11 protein-coding genes are annotated in these 19,353 nt (G+C 47.1%); 9 read left to right on the plus strand and 2 right to left on the minus strand.

Annotated features, from left to right (window positions below; genetic code table 11):
- Positions 1 to 235 precede the first annotated feature (235 nt).
- The 3 genes from PBAL39_RS02400 to PBAL39_RS02410 are packed head-to-tail and all read left to right on the plus strand — an operon-like array spanning position 236 to position 6,535.
- Complete coding sequence (locus PBAL39_RS02400) at positions 236 to 3,379, plus strand: TonB-dependent receptor (RefSeq protein ID WP_008237899.1); 3,144 nt, start codon at positions 236 to 238, stop codon at positions 3,377 to 3,379.
- A gap of 9 nt (positions 3,380 to 3,388) precedes the next feature.
- The gene (locus PBAL39_RS02405; protein ID WP_008237900.1) at positions 3,389 to 4,858 is read left to right on the plus strand and encodes a RagB/SusD family nutrient uptake outer membrane protein; all 1,470 of its coding nucleotides are present in this window, start codon (positions 3,389 to 3,391) and stop codon (positions 4,856 to 4,858) included.
- Between the two features lie 9 nt (positions 4,859 to 4,867).
- On the plus strand, positions 4,868 to 6,535 hold the full coding sequence (locus PBAL39_RS02410) for a sulfatase (RefSeq protein WP_008237901.1): 1,668 nt from the start codon (positions 4,868 to 4,870) through the stop codon (positions 6,533 to 6,535).
- An 11-nt stretch (positions 6,536 to 6,546) separates the two neighbouring features.
- Here the strand turns inward: PBAL39_RS02410 and PBAL39_RS02415 are convergent, their stop codons facing one another.
- Positions 6,547 to 6,789, minus strand: coding sequence for a hypothetical protein (locus PBAL39_RS02415; protein ID WP_008237902.1), 243 nt, complete (start codon positions 6,787 to 6,789; stop codon positions 6,547 to 6,549).
- A gap of 12 nt (positions 6,790 to 6,801) precedes the next feature.
- Between PBAL39_RS02415 and galA the strand changes: the two genes are divergently transcribed.
- The 6 genes from galA (at position 6,802) to PBAL39_RS02445 (ending at position 18,348) form a co-directional block, all read left to right on the plus strand.
- Entirely contained in the window at positions 6,802 to 9,663 is a 2,862-nt protein-coding gene (gene galA, locus PBAL39_RS02420; RefSeq protein ID WP_157273888.1) for a beta-galactosidase GalA, read from the plus strand.
- Positions 9,664 to 9,965: 302 nt separating this feature from the next.
- The gene (locus tag PBAL39_RS02425) at positions 9,966 to 13,127 is read left to right on the plus strand and encodes a TonB-dependent receptor (RefSeq protein WP_008237904.1); all 3,162 of its coding nucleotides are present in this window, start codon (positions 9,966 to 9,968) and stop codon (positions 13,125 to 13,127) included.
- Between the two features lie 15 nt (positions 13,128 to 13,142).
- On the plus strand, positions 13,143 to 14,795 hold the full coding sequence (locus PBAL39_RS02430; protein ID WP_008237905.1) for a RagB/SusD family nutrient uptake outer membrane protein: 1,653 nt from the start codon (positions 13,143 to 13,145) through the stop codon (positions 14,793 to 14,795).
- 6 nt (positions 14,796 to 14,801) lie between these two features.
- Positions 14,802 to 15,932, plus strand: coding sequence for an IPT/TIG domain-containing protein (locus PBAL39_RS02435; protein ID WP_008237912.1), 1,131 nt, complete (start codon positions 14,802 to 14,804; stop codon positions 15,930 to 15,932).
- 5 nt (positions 15,933 to 15,937) lie between these two features.
- A complete protein-coding gene (locus PBAL39_RS02440; protein WP_008237917.1) occupies positions 15,938 to 17,266 on the plus strand; it encodes a cellulase family glycosylhydrolase in 1,329 nt (442 codons plus the stop codon).
- A gap of 107 nt (positions 17,267 to 17,373) precedes the next feature.
- Positions 17,374 to 18,348, plus strand: a complete 975-nt coding sequence (locus PBAL39_RS02445; RefSeq protein WP_008237918.1) for a glycoside hydrolase family 5 protein — start codon at positions 17,374 to 17,376, stop codon at positions 18,346 to 18,348.
- 99 nt (positions 18,349 to 18,447) lie between these two features.
- Here PBAL39_RS02445 and PBAL39_RS02450 read toward each other — a convergent pair whose 3' ends face one another.
- Positions 18,448 to 19,323, minus strand: coding sequence for an AraC family transcriptional regulator (locus PBAL39_RS02450; protein ID WP_008237919.1), 876 nt, complete (start codon positions 19,321 to 19,323; stop codon positions 18,448 to 18,450).
- Between the last annotated feature and the right edge of the window lie 30 nt (positions 19,324 to 19,353).

The raw sequence follows: 19,353 nt of genomic DNA on the forward strand, positions 1-19,353 counted from the left end.
TCATCCTTAAGGGGGAGCGCTGCTAATGGAGCAGATCAAATGATACCCGCTTTCAAAAAACACAATCAACCAATCAAAAATCATTAAAAGGGAAGGAGAAGATACATCGGATTACTACATCAATAAATCATAAAGGGGACGCCAAGGCATCCCCAATAAGTTAAAATTACAGGAAACAGGTGTACAATTGGCGTTGGTGCCTGTTCCCATTCACGAATTAAAACTATTCAAAGGTATGACAAATATCCTAATTGCGGGACGGCAATCCGATCCCTCGATATCGGCTACATTTATAAAGAAGGTATTCCGACAGCAGCGGCTGATCATGGCTATGATCATTTCATTCCTGCCATTCATAGCTGTGGCGCAGGAAACAAATCTGCCGCAGATCAATTCCACCCTTACAGGTGTCGTTACGGACGGTAAAACCAAAGAACCACTGATGGGCGCAGTGGTGCGTATTCAGGGAACCACAAATCAGACTTCTACGGATAAAAACGGCGCTTTTCGCCTGCTTACCGGCCAGCGTTTTCCATACACGCTGAACGTCAGCTTCATCGGTTATGAAAATGTCAGCCTTGTGGTCAATCAAGGCCCGGTAAACATTGCACTCCAGGAAAGCGCAAACCAGCTGAGTGACGTGGTTGTTGTTGGTTATGGAACACAAAAGAAAAGTGACCTCACAGGGGCCATCGCCTCCATCTCCGAAAATGAATTTAAGAAAACACCGGTCACGGCTTTAGACAATGGCCTGCGGGGCCGCGCATCCGGAGTACAGGTGACCTCCACTTCTAATCAACCCGGAGGAGGAACATCCATCCGCATCAGAGGGAGCAATTCGGTAAACACTGGCAGTGAGCCGCTATATGTGATTGATGGTTTTCCCATTTACAACGACAACAATGGTTTCAGCTCCGGGGCGGTCTCCGGGCCAAAGACCAATGCCCTCGCACTCATCAATCCCAATGATATTGTATCTGTTGAAATTCTCAAAGATGCTTCTGCAACGGCTATTTATGGATCCAGGGGTGCAAACGGTGTTGTATTGGTGACCACCAAAAAAGGGCAGGCAGGGACCGACAAGGTAGAGTTCAGCAGTTATGTAGGGACGCAGAAAGTAGGCAAGACCATCCCTGTATTGAATGCCACCGACTTCGCCAGACTGGTGAACGAATCCAACGGTTCTGCCATCTACAGCGATGCGCAGATTGCCGGTTTTGGCAAAGGAACGGACTGGCAGAATGAGATCTTTAGAACAGCACCCATCCAAAACTATCAGCTGGGTGTATCTGGTGGAGATCAGAAAACGAAATATGCCATCTCCCTCAATTACTTTGATCAGCAAGGGATCGTGATCAATTCAGGATTTAAACGCTATGCTGCCCGTTTTAACTTTGAAAAGAAGATTACTGATCAGCTGACAGTTGGCGCAACATTAACAGCCAGCCGCACAGGTGGTAATCAGGTGCTCAGTGCAACCGGCGGTGGCGAGGGAACTATTGGCGTGGTCGCGGCTGCACTTTCATTTTCCCCAATCCTGTCGGTCTATAAGCCTGATGGTACCTACGTCCTGGAAAGTGACCGCGGCATTGCCATGGGAAATCCGGTAGCTACCGCGCGGGAACTGACGAATACATCTTTCACCAACCGTACCCTGGCTAATGTTTTCGCAGAACTGAAAATTGTTAATGGCCTCTCCCTGAGAAGCAGTATTGGTGCTGATCTCCTAAGTAATAAGGAGAAGTATTATGCGCCCAGAACCATTCTTGCCGGTTACAATGTGCTTGGACTAGGGCGTACGGGTTCTTTGAATACGAGCTCCTGGTTAAATGAAAATACCTTGGCTTATACATATGCTAGAGAGAAACATTCCTTGAATGCATTGGTAGGTTTCACTGTTCAAAAGAACAATACCGAAAATCTTATTGCCTCTGCTTCGGGTTTTGTGAATGATAACCTTAAGGCAGATAATCTTGGCTCCGGGGCAGTGATCAACTCGCCGGTGACCAATGTGACTTCCTTCAGTCTGCTGTCCTATCTCGGCAGGATCAACTACGCGTACGATAATAAGTACCTGCTGACACTGACCCTAAGGGCTGATGGATCCTCTAAATTCGGTTCAAACAACAAATATGGATATTTCCCTTCCGGCTCCCTGGCATGGAAACTATCTGAAGAAGACTTCATCAGGGATCTCGGCGTTTTCAGCAATCTGAAGCTCCGTGGAAGTTACGGGCGGACAGGCAACCAGGAGATTGCCAGCTTCCAGTCGCTGGCCGGACTCTCCGGGTTCAGCTACATCATTGGTGATAAAGTGGTGAAAGGATTTGCACCCGGCAACATCCCCAATCCGGACCTCAAATGGGAGACAACCTCCCAGTCGGACATCGGGCTTGACATGGGGTTCTTTAATAACCGCCTCAACCTGACCGTCGATGCCTATTACAAGAAGACCTCTGACATGTTGCTTTACATCAATGTGCCCTGGTCAACCGGTTATTCTTCAGCCCTGCAGAACATTGGCAGCCTGGAAAATAAAGGGCTGGAGCTGGCGTTGAATGCGAACATCATCGATCAGGGTTTTAAATGGAACGCCAACTTTAACATTTCCGCCAACAAAAATAAAGTGCTTGACCTGGGATCAGTAAGTCAGATCCTCACCGGCGAGATCAATGGTTACCTCAAGATTACAGACCCTATTGTCATCCAGCCAGGAGAGCCGCTGGGTTCTTTCTTCGGATATGTCAGCGATGGTATCTTTCAGAATGCGGCAGAGGTAGCTGCCAGTGCTCAGCCAACAGCTGTTCCCGGCGACCGCCGTTATAAGGATACCAATGGTGATGGCAAGCTGGATGCCACAGACCGTCAGTTTCTGGGTACCGCACAACCTAAATTCTTCGGCGGGATGTCTCACGATTTCTCGTATAAGTCTTTTGACCTGAGCCTGTCCTTCAACTGGGTTTCCGGAAATAAAATCCTCAATAGCACCAGGGCAGAGCTGGATCTTCCTACAGGACAGAAGAATAGCTCGGAGCGCGTAAATGGACGCTGGACAAGCAGTAATCCCGGTAATGATATTCCAAGGGCAAACCTTAACCGTGCATTTCTTTTTTCTGATGCGCAGCTGGAAGGCGGTTCTTACCTGAGGTTGAATACCATAACACTCGGTTATCATTTGCCTTCCGGCTTACTGAAAGCTGTAAAGGTAAGGAATGTAAAAGTTTATGCCACGGCACTTAACCTGCTGACAATTACTGATTATACAGGGTATGATCCGGAGTCGAACCAGTCCGGACAAAACAACATCCTCCGTGGGATTGATTCTGATGCCTACCCGAGTGCAAAGACCTTCCTTGTTGGTGTTAATGTTGGATTTTAATTTTTGATTATGAAATACAGATACATTTTATATCTCCTACTTGGTACGTTCGTTATTTCTTCCTGCAAGAAGTTTCTGGATGAAGTACCCAGTTCAGTCCTGGTGGCTGAAAACTTTTACAAAACTGAAGCTGATGCGGAGGCTGCGGTGACGGCTACTTACGATGGCCTGAACGACCAATCTAACATCTATTACCGCGGAATTTATCTTTTGGGGGAACTGCCTACTGATAATGCAGAGTGTGGACAGGGGGTGGCAAATGCCTATATTTTTGCCATTAAAAACTATACCTACGGGCCTGTAAATGATCGCATTTATACTTTCTATACGGCCGCCTACAAGACCATTGCCAATGCCAATGTAGCCATCGAGAAGATTCCATTGATTACCATGGATGCCGCGAAGCAAAAGCGGCTGGTGGCGGAAGCAAAGTTTATCCGTGCGTTATTGTATTTCAATCTGGTGCGGTTATTTGGTGATGTTCCCCTGGTATTACGCCCTGTGACGTCGCTGGAAGGTGTCAATGAGCCCCGAAGCGCTGTCGCTTTAGTATACGCTCAAATCATTGCTGACCTGCAGGCTGGGGTTACAGACCTGGACGCAGTAAATACCGGCACCAATACAGGCAGGGCAACGAAAAACTCAGCCATCGCACTGCTGTCCAAGGTATACCTTACCTTAAAGGATTTTAAGCTGGCCAGTGAACAGTCCAAGCTGATCCTGGACAATACCAGTTATGGACTGCTGGATAGCTATTTTGATGTGTTTACCCCTGCGAACCGCAGCAATAAGGAAATCCTGTTTGCTATACAGTCGAAAGGCGGCACCGGCACAGCAAACGGGTTCTCCCTGGCGCTCTACCTGCCACGGTCGACCATTCCATTACCAGGAGGAGGAACCGTGGGTGGTAACAGTGCGGATGTGCCTACACTTGAGTTTTACAACAGCTTCGCTGCCGGAGATCTGCGTAAGAACCGTACCTTCTTCACAGCATACAATGCCGGGGGAGGTCTGGTGACCTTCAGGCCACATTGGTATAAATATTTTGACCCTTCGGCAATTTCCAACCTTGGCGATGGCTCGTTAAATTATGCAGTGCTGCGGTACTCCGATATACTTCTGACTTATGCAGAGTCATTGAATGAATTAGATGGAGCTCCTTCCGCAGTAGCTTACGAGTCCATTAATAAAGTACGCCGCCGTGCCTATGGCCTTCCCATTAACGAGGCCTCTACCGCAGTAGACCTGAGCGGCCTGACGCAACAGGGCTTTCGCGATGCTTTGTTAAACGAACGCCGCTGGGAGTTCGGTTTTGAAGACCAGCGTTGGTTTGACCTGGTGCGTACCGGTAAGCTGGTCGAGGTAATGCGTGCAAAAGGATACACCGCCATTCAGAATTTCCATGTGCTGTTTCCGATCCCTCAGAGAGAAAGGGATGTTAATAAAAGCTTAACACAAAATGATGGTTATCCTCAATAAATTAGAATTATGAAAACTGTATCAATGATCAGTCCGGGCACTGTACTGCTCGGCATCCTGAGCCTGTTCAGTATGAACGGATCTGCACAAACTGAGCCAAAGGCCAAAAGACCAAATATTGTGTTCATCCTGTCCGATGACCATGCCTATCAGACCATAGGGGCCTATGGTGCTAAAATTGCGAAAACGCCGAATATCGACCGGATCGCAAAAGAAGGAGCAAAGTTTAACAATGCGATTGTCACCAATTCGATATGTGGACCTAGTAGGGCGACTTTCCTGACAGGGAAGTATAGCCATAAAAATGGCTATCCCCTCAATGAGCAGAAGTTTGATACTGATCAGCTGCTGTTCCCCGCCTTGCTTCAGTCATCCGGCTATCAGACGGCCTGGCTGGGGAAATGGCACCTCGGTAACCTGCCGAAGGGCTTCGATTATTACAACATCCTGAACGGCCAGGGTGAATATTTCAACCCTGACTTCATCAGCTCTGCTAAAGACACGGTCAGAAAAGAAGGGTATGTGACTAACATCATCACCGACCTGGCTACCAGCTGGCTCGATAACAGGGACAAATCAAAACCTTTTTTTCTGGTGGTTGGAGAGAAGGCTACACACCGGTCCTGGCATCCTGATCTTGAGGATCTTGGTGCTTATGATGACATCACCTTTCCTCTGCCTGCTACCTTTTATGATAATTACAATTCCCGCCTGGCAGCAAAAGATCAGGACATGTCGATCGACAAAACCATGCAGCTTACGAGTGATCTGAAGGTGCATGCTTCCTTTGAACCTCAGGCGCCTGGGGGACCAGATGCCAAAGAGATCCGACGGCTTTATGCCGAGGCGAAGACTCCTGAACAGCAGGCACAATTTGAAAAATTGATTGGCGGAAGGCAGTTCAGCAGGTTGAATGATACACAGAGAAAAGCTTATGCCGCCTATTATACCAGGATCACTGAGGAATTCGAGTCAAAGAAACTAACTGGAAAAGCCTTAGCCGAATGGAAATTTCAGCGTTACATGAAAGACTACCTGGCAACGGCAAATGCACTGGACAGGAACATTGGTAAAATCCTGGATTACCTGGATGCCTCTGGCCTGACGGAAAATACCATTGTTGTCTATGCTTCTGATAATGGGTTCTTTATGGGGGAGCATGGTTGGTTCGACAAACGTTTCGTCTATGAGGAGTCACTACATGTTCCGCTGGTACTGCGTTTTCCTAAAACGGTGAAACCGGGAACGGTGGTAGATCAGATTGTGCTGAACAATGACTGGGCGCCTACACTTCTGGAGGCAGCGGGTGTTAATGTCCCGGCAGAAATACAGGGGAAATCATTCCTTCCCCTGTTGAAGGAAAGCAAGTCGGCGAAAGACACACAGTTGTCGGCCGACTGGAGGAAGGATGCTTATTATCATTATTACGAATTCCCTAAACCTCACCACGTGCATCCCCATTTTGGCATCTATACAGACCGTTATACACTAGTGCGCTTTTATGGTGAACTAAATAGCTGGGAGTTGTTCGACAATCAGTCAGATCCGCAACAGCTTAAAAACCTGTATGGCGTTAAGGGCCAGGAAAAGCTAACGGCTGACCTCAAAGAAAGGTTGAAAACGTTGATCGCTCAATACGAAGATGTGGAGGCCGCAAAGGTCTTTGATCAAAAATAGATTCGCTCCTGTTACACCTCTGCTCCGAAAGGTATTTCGGTCAGAGGTGTTTTTTGCATCAGGTCAAATGCTATAATCCGATCAAAGAATGATACGATTTTGTCCCATTGCCGCTTTGCGTTTTTCAATAGCTTCATAATTTCTATATTGGTTTCTTGTCTGCTGGAAAGGCTCAGGCCCTCGTCAGCTGTTGTTGCAGTGGTACAGCCATAGGTAATTGAACGCAGGCAAGTCCAAAACCAAATCGTATGCATGTGTATAAAATAATGCTCTTATTGGCTTTACTCTGTGTAGGTAAGCCGTTGTCATCCCAGGCACAGCTGTTGTCCGTTAATAAAAGAGATCATATTTCAATTGATTCCGGCTGGCGTTTTGCTTTTGGACATCCATATGAGGTGAAGAAGGATTTCAACAACGGAACGAGTTACTTCTCCTACCTGTCAAAAACCGGATATGGTGATGGCGCTGCAGCGGCTGGTTTTGACGACCGTGCCTGGAGAAAGCTGGATCTGCCGCACGATTGGGCCGTGGAACAGCAGTTTGACCCGGCGGCGAGTTTCAGTCATGGTTTTAAGGCCGTTGGCCGCAACTTTCCTGATGCAAGTGTGGGCTGGTACCGCAAGTCGGTCTTTATTCCTGCCGGTGACCTGGGTAGAAAAATCAGCATTGCTTTTGATGGTGTGTTCAGAAATTCAATCGTTTGGATAAACGGTCACTACCTTGGGACTGAACCGAGTGGTTATGACAGTTTTCATTATGACATCACAGACTACCTGAATTATGGTGCTGAAAATGTGATCGCGGTGCGGGTAGACGTCACCATGGAAGAGGGGTGGTTTTATGAGGGGGCAGGCATCTACCGCCATGTGTGGCTCGATAAGACGGATCCATTGCACGTGGCTGCTAACGGGACATTTATTTCCAGTCGGGTGCAGGGCGATACAGCAACAGTTACCGCAAGAACAGTCCTTAAAAATGAGGGGCTTGATCGGGCATCTTTTTATATCAGACAAAACATAGTTGATGCTGCAGGCAAAGAAGTTGCTTCAGGTACATTAGAAAATCTAGCGCTTGGAGTGTTGCAGGAGAAGGAATTTGTTATGGATATTACCCTTAACCAGCCCTTGTTGTGGGATATTGAACATCCACATCTGTATCAAATGATTACCACCGTGTTCAAAAAAGAACGGGGTATTGATGAAAAAGCAGGAGTGATGGTGGACAGATATTCAACCAGTTTCGGTGTGAGGACCATTCGTTTTGATGCCGACAAAGGATTCTTCCTTAATGGTAAACCCATCAAGATCAAGGGCAGCAATAACCATCAGGATCACGCTGGTGTAGGTGTGGCACTACCAGATGAACTGCAGTATTTCAGAATAGCCAGGCTAAAGGAAATGGGGAGCAATGCCTATCGTTGTTCACATCATCCACCGACACCGGAATTGCTGGATGCCTGTGATCGCCTGGGGATGTTGGTGATCGACGAGCACCGGCTCATGGGCATTACAGATCAACACCTCAATTACCTGAAGCGGATGATCATTCGCGACCGCAACCATCCAAGCATCATCAGCTGGTCGGTAGGAAATGAAGAATGGGCGATTGAAAATAGTGTGGTTGGTGCAAGAATCGCCAGTACGATGCAGGCCTTTGCAAAGACGGTCGACAGCAGTAGGGCAGTTACGGCGGCAATCAGCGGGGGCATCGAAAGTGGAATTTCCACTACCATAGATCTGCTGGGTTACAATTACATTGCTACTAAAAATACAGATCAGCACCATCAGCAGTTTCCTGCGCAGTTTAGCTGGGGAACAGAAGAGGGGTCAACCGTAAGTAGCAGAGGGTTGTATATTGATAACAAGGAGAAACATGAATTGGCGGCATATGATGTGCGTCAGAACGATCATTTTCTGAGCCTTGAAGATGGCTGGAAGTATTATGCTGCACGGCCATACCTTGCAGGGATGTTTATCTGGACGGGTTTTGACTATCGCGGGGAGCCTACGCCTTTTGGCTGGCCGTCGGTACTTTCCTATTTTGGGATGTTTGACCTCTGCGGTTTCCCGAAAGACAATGTGTGGTACCTGAAGTCCTGGTGGACAGACCGGCCCATATTGCATCTTCTGCCACACTGGAACTGGAAAGGTAAGGAAGGACAGCCAATTGATGTCAGGGTCTATAGTAACTGTGATGAGGTTGAGCTTTTCCTGAACAAAAAAAGTCTGGGTAGAAAGCGCATGGAGGTCAATGGCCATTTAAGCTGGATGGTGTACTACGTGCCAGGTACTCTGGAGGCAGTTGGTTTTAAAGGGGAGAAAGCAACACTCAGGGAAGTGGTTAAGACCACCAATGGCCCTGAACGGGTCCGCCTTCAGCAGGAATCGATACCTGTAAAAAAGTCTAAGGTGGCGATGGTCCGTGTGGATGTGACTGATGTTAAGGGGGATCAAGTGCCAACAGCGACGAATGAGCTGAGCTTTGAGATCAGCGGGCCTGCCAGGATTCTGGGAGTGGGGAATGGCGATCCAACATCCCTCGATCCCGAACAATTTATGGAAAAGATTGAGGTGATCCCGATCACAAACCTGAAAGAGAAACAGATTGCCAGTCTGGATGATCTGTCGCAATTGACGGCAGCGACAGAGACTTGGGACGATGCTTTCAAGGAGGAGCGCAGCCAGGATTTTGGCAAACGGGTAAAGACTTTAATTTACCGTGGCAGTTTTAACCTGGAAGAATGGTCGGCGGACACCAAGGTCACCTTTTTCTATAAGAGTCTGGGAAAATCGCAATCCATCTACATCAATGGAAAGAAAATCGCATCAAATCTGGTAGCTGGCAAACCGGGGCATGCCTTTTTATTAGACAGGTCAGTGATCCGGGCGGGGGAGAATACCGTTGCAATACTCGCGACACCCTTGCTGAAAGTTAACAGCTGGGATGTGATCAATCTGGATCCAGGTGCGATCCAGGTGCTCAGTCCCGCGCCAGTCTGGAAAAGGAAATTGTTCAGCGGTCTGGCGCAGGTCATTATCCAGCACATCGGTGGGCAGGGCGATGTCGTCTTAAAGGCAACTGCGCCCGGACTGAAGCCTGCAACGCTGAAAGTTAAGCTGACACCCTAACAAGTCAGCCCGGATTTCATTACTCATTTCAGGTCTGATAAGCGTTTTTAAAATACAGACATGCCTTCCGCTTGCACTTAACGGAGCCGTTTGTAGCAATAAATTAATCTTTAGAGGTAAAAACGTACAAGGATATTTAGCGTATGTTTTGTGCGAAAAATATTGATAATGATGGGTTTGTGTAAGTTGATGCTTTTTATATAGTACTATTTAGCTTATATTAAGTTAAAATAATACTATAAAAGGCCCTGTCATTGCTGTTAAATTTGAATTAATCAACAACTAACTAAATATAAACTATTATGGGTACAAAGTTACGAGCAGCCTTGCTGTTTGTATTATTTTTGGCTCCGCTATTTTCAGCGTACGCTCAGAGTACTACAACCAGACAAATCACCGGAACCGTTTCAGATGAAAAAGGCACTACACTGCCGGGAGCGGGTGTATCTGTCAAGAATTCGAAAACAGCGGTTTCCACCAGTCCTGACGGTAAATTTTCCATCATTGTTCCTTCAGGATCGAATACCATTTTAATCTTCTCTTTCATCGGCCTTGCCACGCAAGAGGTGGTTGTGGGTAACCGTTCTGTGATCAATGTGGTATTGAAATCATCAGCGACAGATCTTTCGGATGTGGTGGTGATTGGTTACGGAAATCAGAAGAGAGGTGATGTAAATGGGTCTATATCTTCTGTTAAGGCGGCAGATATCGCCAACGTCCCTCAGGTGAGTATCGATCAGATGCTCCAGGGGAAAGCTTCCGGTCTGACCATTACTCAGAATTCGGGAGCTCCCGGAAGTTCTACTTCTGTAAGGGTGCGTGGAGTTACCTCCCTGAGTCTCTCCAATGAGCCACTGTATGTAGTAGATGGTGTTCCCATCTCCGGTGATGCCACCAATCAGGCCACCAGTGGTCGTACGGTGGGGCTGTCCCCTAATAACGGAGAGTCTGCAGTCAGTCCGCTGTCCTCCATCAATCCCAGCGACATTGAATCTATCGATATCTTAAAGGATGCTTCCGCAACTGCTATCTATGGTAGTCGCGCTTCCAACGGGGTCATCATCATTACTACCAAGCGTGGTAAGAATGGAACTGCCCGTGTTACTTACGACGGGTATGCGGCCATGCAGCAGCAGGGCCGTTTTCTGGACGTCATGGACCTTAAACAATATGCGGTATTACAAAATACACTAGCTGACGTAACAGGTGTGCAGCGACGCGCTGAGTTTGCCGATCCTGCATTACTGGGTAAGGGAACCGACTGGCAGGATGAGATCTTCAGAAATGCATTGATGCAGAATCACCAGCTGGGTGTTTCCGGCGGTAAAGATGGAACTGACTATTACATCTCCGGTGGTTACCTTAAACAGGATGGCACCATTCTAGGCAGTGATTACAGACGGTATACGTTCCGCTCTAACGTAAACAGCCAGGTGAAAACCTGGTTAAAGATGGGGATGTCAGTTTCGGGCAGCCGCTCCAATGAAAACCAGGGTTTATCGAACAATACCGGAGTGGTCTACAATGCACTGTTAAGCGCGCCCGATCAGGCGGTAAGAAACCCTGATGGTTCGTTTGCGGGTCCTATTCCAAACTCCAACCAGCAGGGGGGTCAGATCAATCCGGTTGCGCAGGCGCTGGACATCACCAATACTTTGAACCGCAGTAACCTGCAGGGTGCTTTATATGCAGATCTTCAGTTGACTAAAGACCTCACGCTGCGGTCGGAACTGAATGGCGATTTCAGCTATTCTGCTGCAAGAATATTTACACCTACGTATCAATACGGTATCTATGGCAATCAGACTGCGAAATTGCAGGAATACGATTCCAATAATACCTACTGGGGATGGAAAGAATACCTGACCTATACGCATACCTTCAACCAGAAACACAACATCACGGCATTGCTCGGTTATGAAGTGAACGAGTCGTCCTGGGGTGGGAAAGATGCCTCTATCCAGAATTTTCTCAGCAATGATTTGCAGACCCTGGGGCTGGGCGACCTGAAGACGGCCATCATTGGAGAATATAAAGACAGTCAGGCTTTACAATCGTACTTTGCCAGGGGTATCTATACTTTTAATAACAAATACAGTTTAACGGCAACCGTTCGTTCTGACCGTTCTTCGAAGTTTGCTGATGGTAAACAAACCGGATATTTTCCAGCCTTTGCATTGTCCTGGCGCTTGTCTGACGAGTCCTTCATGGAAGGTGTCAGATCTGTGGCCAGCGCGATTAAGCTGCGGGTAGGGTACGGGCAGGTAGGAAACCAGAATGTCCCTAACTATCAGTACGGTTCGGCATTGACACCGGTGGTTACCGGCCTGGGTACCGGATTTGCCATCGATAAAGTCTCGAACCCTAACCTCACCTGGGAAACTGCAGTGCAGACCAATGTCGGGGTAGATGTCACGCTTTTGGACGACCGCATCAATGCATCCTTCGATTATTTTAATAAAACCTCAAAAGACTTCCTGTTCCAGAAGCCACTGCCCGCTTACCTGGTCGGACAAACCGCCGCTTATTCGGGGATTGGGGTCATCAGCCCGCCATACATCAATGGAGGTAAGGTAACCAATAAAGGTTTTGACTTTACCCTCAATAGTAGAAACCTGACCGGCAACTTTAAATGGAATACTACGGTAGTGTTCTCAAAATACAACAACAAGGTGGTTTCCCTTGCAGATGGTGTTCCTTTTATCGATGGAAAGATCAACGTAAGTTTCTTACAGATGACCGTTACACGTACGCAGGAGGGTGGTTCAATCGGGGAGTTTTATGGCTATAAGGTAAAAGATATTTTCCGTACCGATGAGCAGCTAAGAAACGCACCTGTTCAGTTCGGACGTGCCATTGAAAATACCAGTGCCGGTACCTGGCTTGGAGATATTCAATATCAGGATTTAAACAATGATGGTAAGATTGATGAATTGGATCAGACCTCCCTGGGAAATCCAAACCCTAAATTCACCTATGGCATCACCAATAATTTCTCTTTCAAATCTTTCGATCTGTCTATTTTCTTAAATGGATCTTACGGGGCCAAAGTACTGAATGCACTGAATTACCAGCTGCAGGGCTTGTCCGGATTGTACCAGAACCAACTTGCATCCTCCATCAACTTCTGGTCTTCGGCAAATCCAGGTGCCAACATCCCGGCACCAAGGGGAGGCGATAACCCGAACCTTAAAAACTCAGACCGTTTTATTGAATCGGGCTCATTCCTGCGTATTCAGAATGTAAACCTCGGTTACAACCTGCCAGTCAACCTGATCCGTAAGGCAAAGCTGGCCAGACTCAAAGTCTTTGTGAGTGCACAGAATCTGTATGTATTTACAAAGTACAAAGGTTTGGATCCGGAAGTAGGTAACCAGAATTATAATGTGTTCCTGACCAATGTGGACAGTGGAAGGTATCCGACGCCACGTACACTCACTTTTGGTATCAATACAGAATTTTAATTAGCAGCCATAATTATGAAAACATATACTAAATATTACTTTGTAATCTGTGTACTTGCGATCGGTACCATAACAGGATGTAAAAAAGACTTTTTTGATCGTCCCCCGCAAAGTTCCATTACGCTGGACAACTTTTATAAAACAGCAGATCAGGTGAAAGCGAGCACAAACGTGCTTTACAGCGCAGCCTGGTTTGGCTGGGTGGCAAAGGGCGGCTGGGCCATTACGGAAATGGCCAGCGGCAACGGACGTTCGTATTCTTCGGATGTGGCCAACTTCGGGAACTTTTCTGTAACGGACGGCAATACCGAACTTGCAAATGCCTACAACTCATTATGGATCGTGGTGGCACAAGCCAATGGCATCATCAATAACCTGCCAGCGAAGGTACCGGAAACAGTGGATAAAGCGGTCGTCAACCAGGCGCTTGGTGAAGCACGCCTGTTCAGGGCCCTGGCTTACTTCCATCTCGTCAGGATCTTCGGAAATGTGCCGATTATAGAGAATACACTGGATCATGTAAATGACGTTCAGGTAAATACGAATCCTGTAACTGATGTTTATCAATTCATCCTTAATGATTTGACTTTTGCGGAGGCTAACCTGAGTCCGCAGATCAGAAGTGGGAACTCCCTGGCGCAGGGAAGGGTGTCGAGTGGTTCTGCTTCTGCTTTACTTGCAAAAGTATACCTGTATATGCAGGACTATGCCAAAGCACGTTCTTATGCCGAGAAGGTCATCAACAGTGGAGAGTTTAAGTTGTATGGTATTGATGTTCCCGGAAAAAACTTCAGTGACCTGTTCCTTACAGCAAACAACAATAACGAAGAGTCAGTGATCGCCCTGCAGTGGGTAGGAGCTGGTGGTTATGGAAAAGGAAATCCCATCCAGGCATCATGGGCCGCCAATACGACCATTACCGGTACAGGTGACGGTTATGGAGTGCTCGGTGTGACCTTTGATATGTTATATGCTTTCCAGACTGACGATAAAAGATTCAAGCCAACCATTATGGTTACCGATGCTGTATATCCCGAGATCAACCAGGCACAGGGCGGTTATACCCATGCCGCAAACCAGGGACAGGGTACGAGTACCTTCGTCAAAAAATATGTAGTAGGTACGCCGGCAGACAATGGGGGGACGGGCTCTGCACAGTCATCCTCAAACAATACCTACATGATGCGCTATGCTGAAGTGTACCTGATCCTTGCAGAGGCTATTGTGGGTAATGCTGCTTCCAGCACCGATCCACAGGCGCTGGCCGCCATCAACAAGATCAGGAACAGGGCTGGTCTGGGTAATCTGGTAGAAATCAGGCGCGGTTATTTTACACCAAACAATACTCCTGGCAAACCAGGTAATGCTCCTGCGCAGTTTTATCGGGATGACATCCTCGAAGAACGCCGACGGGAGTTTGCCTTTGAATTTGACTATTGGTTTGATTTGTGCCGACTGGATGGTTTTAATGTTGCGGCCCACCCTAAAGCCATTGCCATCATCAATCAGCAGGACCGCGGTACAGGTGATAACAGTACGCCTTCCAATAGTTACGGAAATGGCTATCTGACGATGACCAATGCCAAATTCCTGTTCCCTTATCCTGCTACAGAAGTGGCTGCGAACCCTAAGTTAAATCAGGCTCCGGTACCTTATGTTTTTAAATAAAAGACCATGAAAAAGATAAACAAACAATCAACAGTCGCCATGCTGGTATTATTTGTGATGGTGGCACTGGGTTATACTTCCTGTAAAAAAGAAGATGAAGGTACCGGCGGTGCTCCCGTAATTACTAAAGTCAGGGTGATCAGTAAAACCGATACCATCGCAGATGTTGACCACCGTGTCACCCTGGATTCCAATTCCGTATATGATGAAACCAGGCTGGTCAGTTTTGACTCCACAGTGGTTGCCGGCCGATTGAACAATCAGTACGCCATCATCGGGGAACATCTGCTGACTACACTGTCGGTTTCTTTCAATGGGGTAAAAGTAAATTACAACCCTGCCTTACTTACGGATCACAGCATCATCATCACTATTCCGGAAGATGTACCTTATGGTGCCGGTCAAAGTAATCAGTTGTTGGTGACCACAAAATTCGGTGTCGCCAGTTTTGACTTTCCAATTTTACAGCCGCCACCGGTTATTACAAGCTTCGCGCCGGTTGCAGCCGGAGCGGGGGAGGTCGTCACCATTACCGGGACCATATTTGAGGGCGTAACCGCTGTAAAGTTTGATGACACACCCGCAGAAATCGTAGGCACACCCACTAAAACACAAATTCAGGTGAAAGTTCCTGCTGGCGTAGTCCAGGCGTTTATTTTTGTCACCACACCGGGTGGCACGAGCAAGTCCGCTGGTTCATTTGGTTTTAAAGCGGTGCTTTACGACGATCAGTTTGCCAATGGATGGGGTTCGTACTTCGGATATAACAGTACCCGCAATTATACCAATATGGTCAATGTGAAACGCGGCACTTATGCTATACAGACGATTTTTACGGATTCCTACGGTGCCTTGCAGATCGGGTATAACGGAACAACCATTGATGCTACAAAATTGGCGGCTGTTAAGCTTTCCATTTATGGCGGGCCTGGCACCGCCGGACAGGCAGTGCAGCTGGTGATCAATGGTAACTATGGTAAAGCGGTACGCCTGGAACTCAGCGAGGGACGTTATACTGATTACACCATTCCGCTTGCGGATCTCGGAGCTCCGGCGACGATTACTGAGTTTGTATTGCAGGCCCTAGGCGTTCCGTCGTCAACAACCATCTATGTTGATGATCTAGGATTTATTTAACCGTGATGACCTTAAATGTTATGGGTGCTTATTTCAGCAGGCGAATAAAAAAAATAGTATTGTCCGTTTTCCTGTTTTTAAGTTCTTATCACCTTCAGGCGCAAAGTCCATTTGTTAAAGTTGAAGGACAGCAGTTCATGCTCAATGGAAAAGCATACTACTATATCGGTACCAATTACTGGTATGGTGGCATGCTTGCCCTAAACAATGACCCGGTGCATGGGAAAGGGCGACTGATCAAAGAACTGGATTTTTTGAAGAAGCAGGGTGTTACTAACTTACGCGTGCTGGTTGGTGCCGAGGGTGTTGGTAGAATCAACGGTGTAGATCGCGTATATCCTCCGCTGCAGACCGAACAGGGCAGCTTCAATATTGATGTGCTCGAAAGTCTGGATTTCCTATTGATGGAAATGGGCAAGCGTAAGATGCATGCCGTGCTTTACCTCAGCAACAATTGGGAATGGAGCGGTGGATTTTTGCAATACCTGCACTGGAATCGGCAGATCGATGGGGAAACACTCCAACGAAAGCTGAGCTGGGATGAGCAGCGCGACTATACCAGCAGGTTTTACAGCTGTGAAGATTGCATGTCCGCTTACCGTAAACAACTGGATTACATTTTTAAACACAAAAGTATTTATAGTGGAAAATCCTATTCCGAAGAAAAGGCAATCATGGCCTGGGAGCTCGCCAATGAACCCAGGCCTATGCGCCCACAGGCCGTAACGGCCTATAAAGAATGGATTTCGTCGACCGCTGGTTACATTAAATCACTCGATAAGAACCATCTCATAACTATTGGCACGGAAGGTTTTATGGGTACGGAAGAAAACTATGATCTGTTCAAAGAGATACATGCAGATCGGCATGTCGACTACCTGACCATCCACATCTGGCCAAAAAACTGGGGCTGGTTTAAGGACGTTCCAACTTCGGCCAACCTTCCTTCGGTTATGGAAAAGGCGGTTGATTACATCAACGCACATGAAGTGATTGCCAGGCAACTGAAGAAACCAATGGTCATTGAGGAGTTTGGTCTCCCAAGGGACGGACATGCATTCAGTCCTTCCAGCAGTACCAGGCTTCGTGATGAATTCTTTAAACGCATCTTCTCCATATGGGCAAGTAGCAGAAAAAACAGTGGTGCGATTGCAGGTTGCAATTTCTGGGCCTTCGGAGGTACGTCCAGGCCGATAGCAGGTCAATTATTCTGGAAGGAAGAAGATGATTTTTCCGGAGATCCCCCACAGGAGGAACAAGGGTTGAATACGGTTTTCGATTCAGACCAATCTACATGGAAAATGATCAGGGCAATAGTGTCCGCCAAACCATAGATCCCCTGTAACACCTGAATGATTGTCGGTGATGATTTAATAAAGAAAAAGACGATCTTACATGATAGTTAACTTGCTGTAATACATAGGTTTTTAATGATATATATATGAGGACTTTTAAATTGTTAGTATCGTTTGTGCTGCTGGCTCAGTTCAGTTACGCGCAGGAAATCAACTGGCTGAAGCGCAACGGTGCGTTAAAGGTAGCAAATGGAAAAATCCTGAACAGTCATAACGCAGCGCCACAATTGCGTGGCATTAGTTTGTCATGGAGTATCTGGGGTGGTAAAAAGTACTACAATAAAGAGGTTGTGAACTGGCTTTGCGACGACTTTAAGGTCAGTTTATTACGTGTGTCAATGGCTATTCAGCCGGATAGTGGGTACTTACAGTTTCCCGTGGAGCAGGAGCGGCTGGTGGTATCCACTGTTGATGCGGCGATTAAAAAAGGGATTTATGTGCTGATCGACTGGCATGACCATCATGCAGACGAACATCTGGAGCAATCGAAAGCTTTTTTTGCAAGAATGGCCAGACGTTACGCCGGCAAGCCAAATGTCATTTACGAAATCTTCAATGAACCTGAAAAAGTGAGCTGGAGAACAGTTAAAACCTATGCTGAAGCGGTGATTGCCGAGATCCGAAAATATGATCCTCATAACGTCATTGTCGTAGGTAGTCCGCACTGGGACCAGGATATTGATACGGTGGCGAAAGATCCGATCAAAGGATTCAGCAACATCGCCTATTCATTTCATTTTTACGCGTCTGAACCAAGTCATCAGGAACTGCTGATGAGCCGTGCGGACGAGGCAATTGCCGCAGGTTTGCCGGTGTTTGTCACGGAATGGGGGGTGGGTGAGGCCAGTGGGGATGGTGTGTTCGACCGGCAGAAAACTGATAAGTGGTACGCCTGGATGGAAAAACATCAGCTGAGCTGGGCCAACTGGAACGTAACTGATAAAAAGGAGACCACTGCATTGCTGGAGCCCGGTGCATCTCCAGCCGGAAAATGGAAGCTGAATATGCTTACCCCCGCCGGAAAATATATCCGAACACAACTCAGAACTTTCAACAAATAGTAGGACGCTAAACAGTCAGGCACTGGTGCCACCGGGTCATATTGAAATCCTCCTCTGGATTTTCCAAAAATCTTTCAGCGCACTGATAAATGCCGATGGTTAGATAAAGACCCTTGTGCCGGAAAAGCTTTCCCTGAATTCTTTAGGTGTGCAGTGTTTCTTCCTTTTAAACAGTCTGTTGAAGTTTGAGATGTTGTTGAATCCGCAATTGTAGGAAATCTCTGCGACAGAATGTGTGGTTTCGATCAGCATGCGGGTAGCATGCCCAAGACGGATTTCATTCAGGCTATCAAGAAAGGTATTACCGGTACGTTTTTTTATGAACCGGCTAAAAGATACTTCTGTCATGCTGACCAGCTTCGACAGGTCCTTCAGGCTGATCTGCTTGTCAAAGTTGGCATTCATAAACTCAAAGGCTTTATCTATCCTGCGGCTGTTGTAATTCAGGATCTGATCATTGTTAAATGTAGCGTCAGATAGTATACGCATGCTTTTCGAGGTAGAAAGGTCATGTAGAATGCTCATCAGCTCCAGTACGGAGTCGAAACCCTGAAGCTGGTCTATCGCCAGGATCCGCTGGTACACCCTTTCAATGGTCTCTCTTGGAAAAAGAATGCCACGTACGGAGCGTTCGAACATTTTACGTATGAAGCTCAATTGATTTCTGCGCAGCATCTTGTCGTCGAAAAGATCCTTGTGCCATTGAATCGTGACCTCCGTAATCTCCTCACTTTTGCAGTTGTGCGTGCTCCAGACGTGTGATAAGTTAGGGCCAACCAATACCAGTTCCATGTCGGTGATTTCTTCAATGCTGTCCCCGACAATTCTTTTTGCTCCTGCTGCATTTAAGATGAAATTGAGTTCGTACTCTTCATGGAAATGGAGGGGGAAATCAAAGTCTTTTTTAACTCTTGAAAATATGGTGAAACAGTCGTTCTGCGTGAGCGGGGTAATTTCTTTAATGATGTTGTTCATGACCTGCTGCGTTCAATAAAAACTTAATGA

Source organism: Pedobacter sp. BAL39 (genome assembly GCF_000170795.1).
In the GTDB taxonomy this organism is placed as follows: domain Bacteria; phylum Bacteroidota; class Bacteroidia; order Sphingobacteriales; family Sphingobacteriaceae; genus Pedobacter.

Coding starts and splice junctions, on each gene's coding strand:
- PBAL39_RS02400 (WP_008237899.1), top strand. CDS start 236: ATGACAAATATCCTAATTGCGGGACGGCAATCCGATCCCTCGATATCG.
- PBAL39_RS02405 (WP_008237900.1), top strand. CDS start 3,389: ATGAAATACAGATACATTTTATATCTCCTACTTGGTACGTTCGTTATT.
- PBAL39_RS02410 (WP_008237901.1), top strand. CDS start 4,868: ATGAAAACTGTATCAATGATCAGTCCGGGCACTGTACTGCTCGGCATC.
- PBAL39_RS02415 (WP_008237902.1), bottom strand. CDS start 6,789: ATGCATACGATTTGGTTTTGGACTTGCCTGCGTTCAATTACCTATGGC.
- galA (WP_157273888.1), top strand. CDS start 6,802: ATGCTCTTATTGGCTTTACTCTGTGTAGGTAAGCCGTTGTCATCCCAG.
- PBAL39_RS02425 (WP_008237904.1), top strand. CDS start 9,966: ATGGGTACAAAGTTACGAGCAGCCTTGCTGTTTGTATTATTTTTGGCT.
- PBAL39_RS02430 (WP_008237905.1), top strand. CDS start 13,143: ATGAAAACATATACTAAATATTACTTTGTAATCTGTGTACTTGCGATC.
- PBAL39_RS02435 (WP_008237912.1), top strand. CDS start 14,802: ATGAAAAAGATAAACAAACAATCAACAGTCGCCATGCTGGTATTATTT.
- PBAL39_RS02440 (WP_008237917.1), top strand. CDS start 15,938: ATGACCTTAAATGTTATGGGTGCTTATTTCAGCAGGCGAATAAAAAAA.
- PBAL39_RS02445 (WP_008237918.1), top strand. CDS start 17,374: ATGAGGACTTTTAAATTGTTAGTATCGTTTGTGCTGCTGGCTCAGTTC.
- PBAL39_RS02450 (WP_008237919.1), bottom strand. CDS start 19,323: ATGAACAACATCATTAAAGAAATTACCCCGCTCACGCAGAACGACTGT.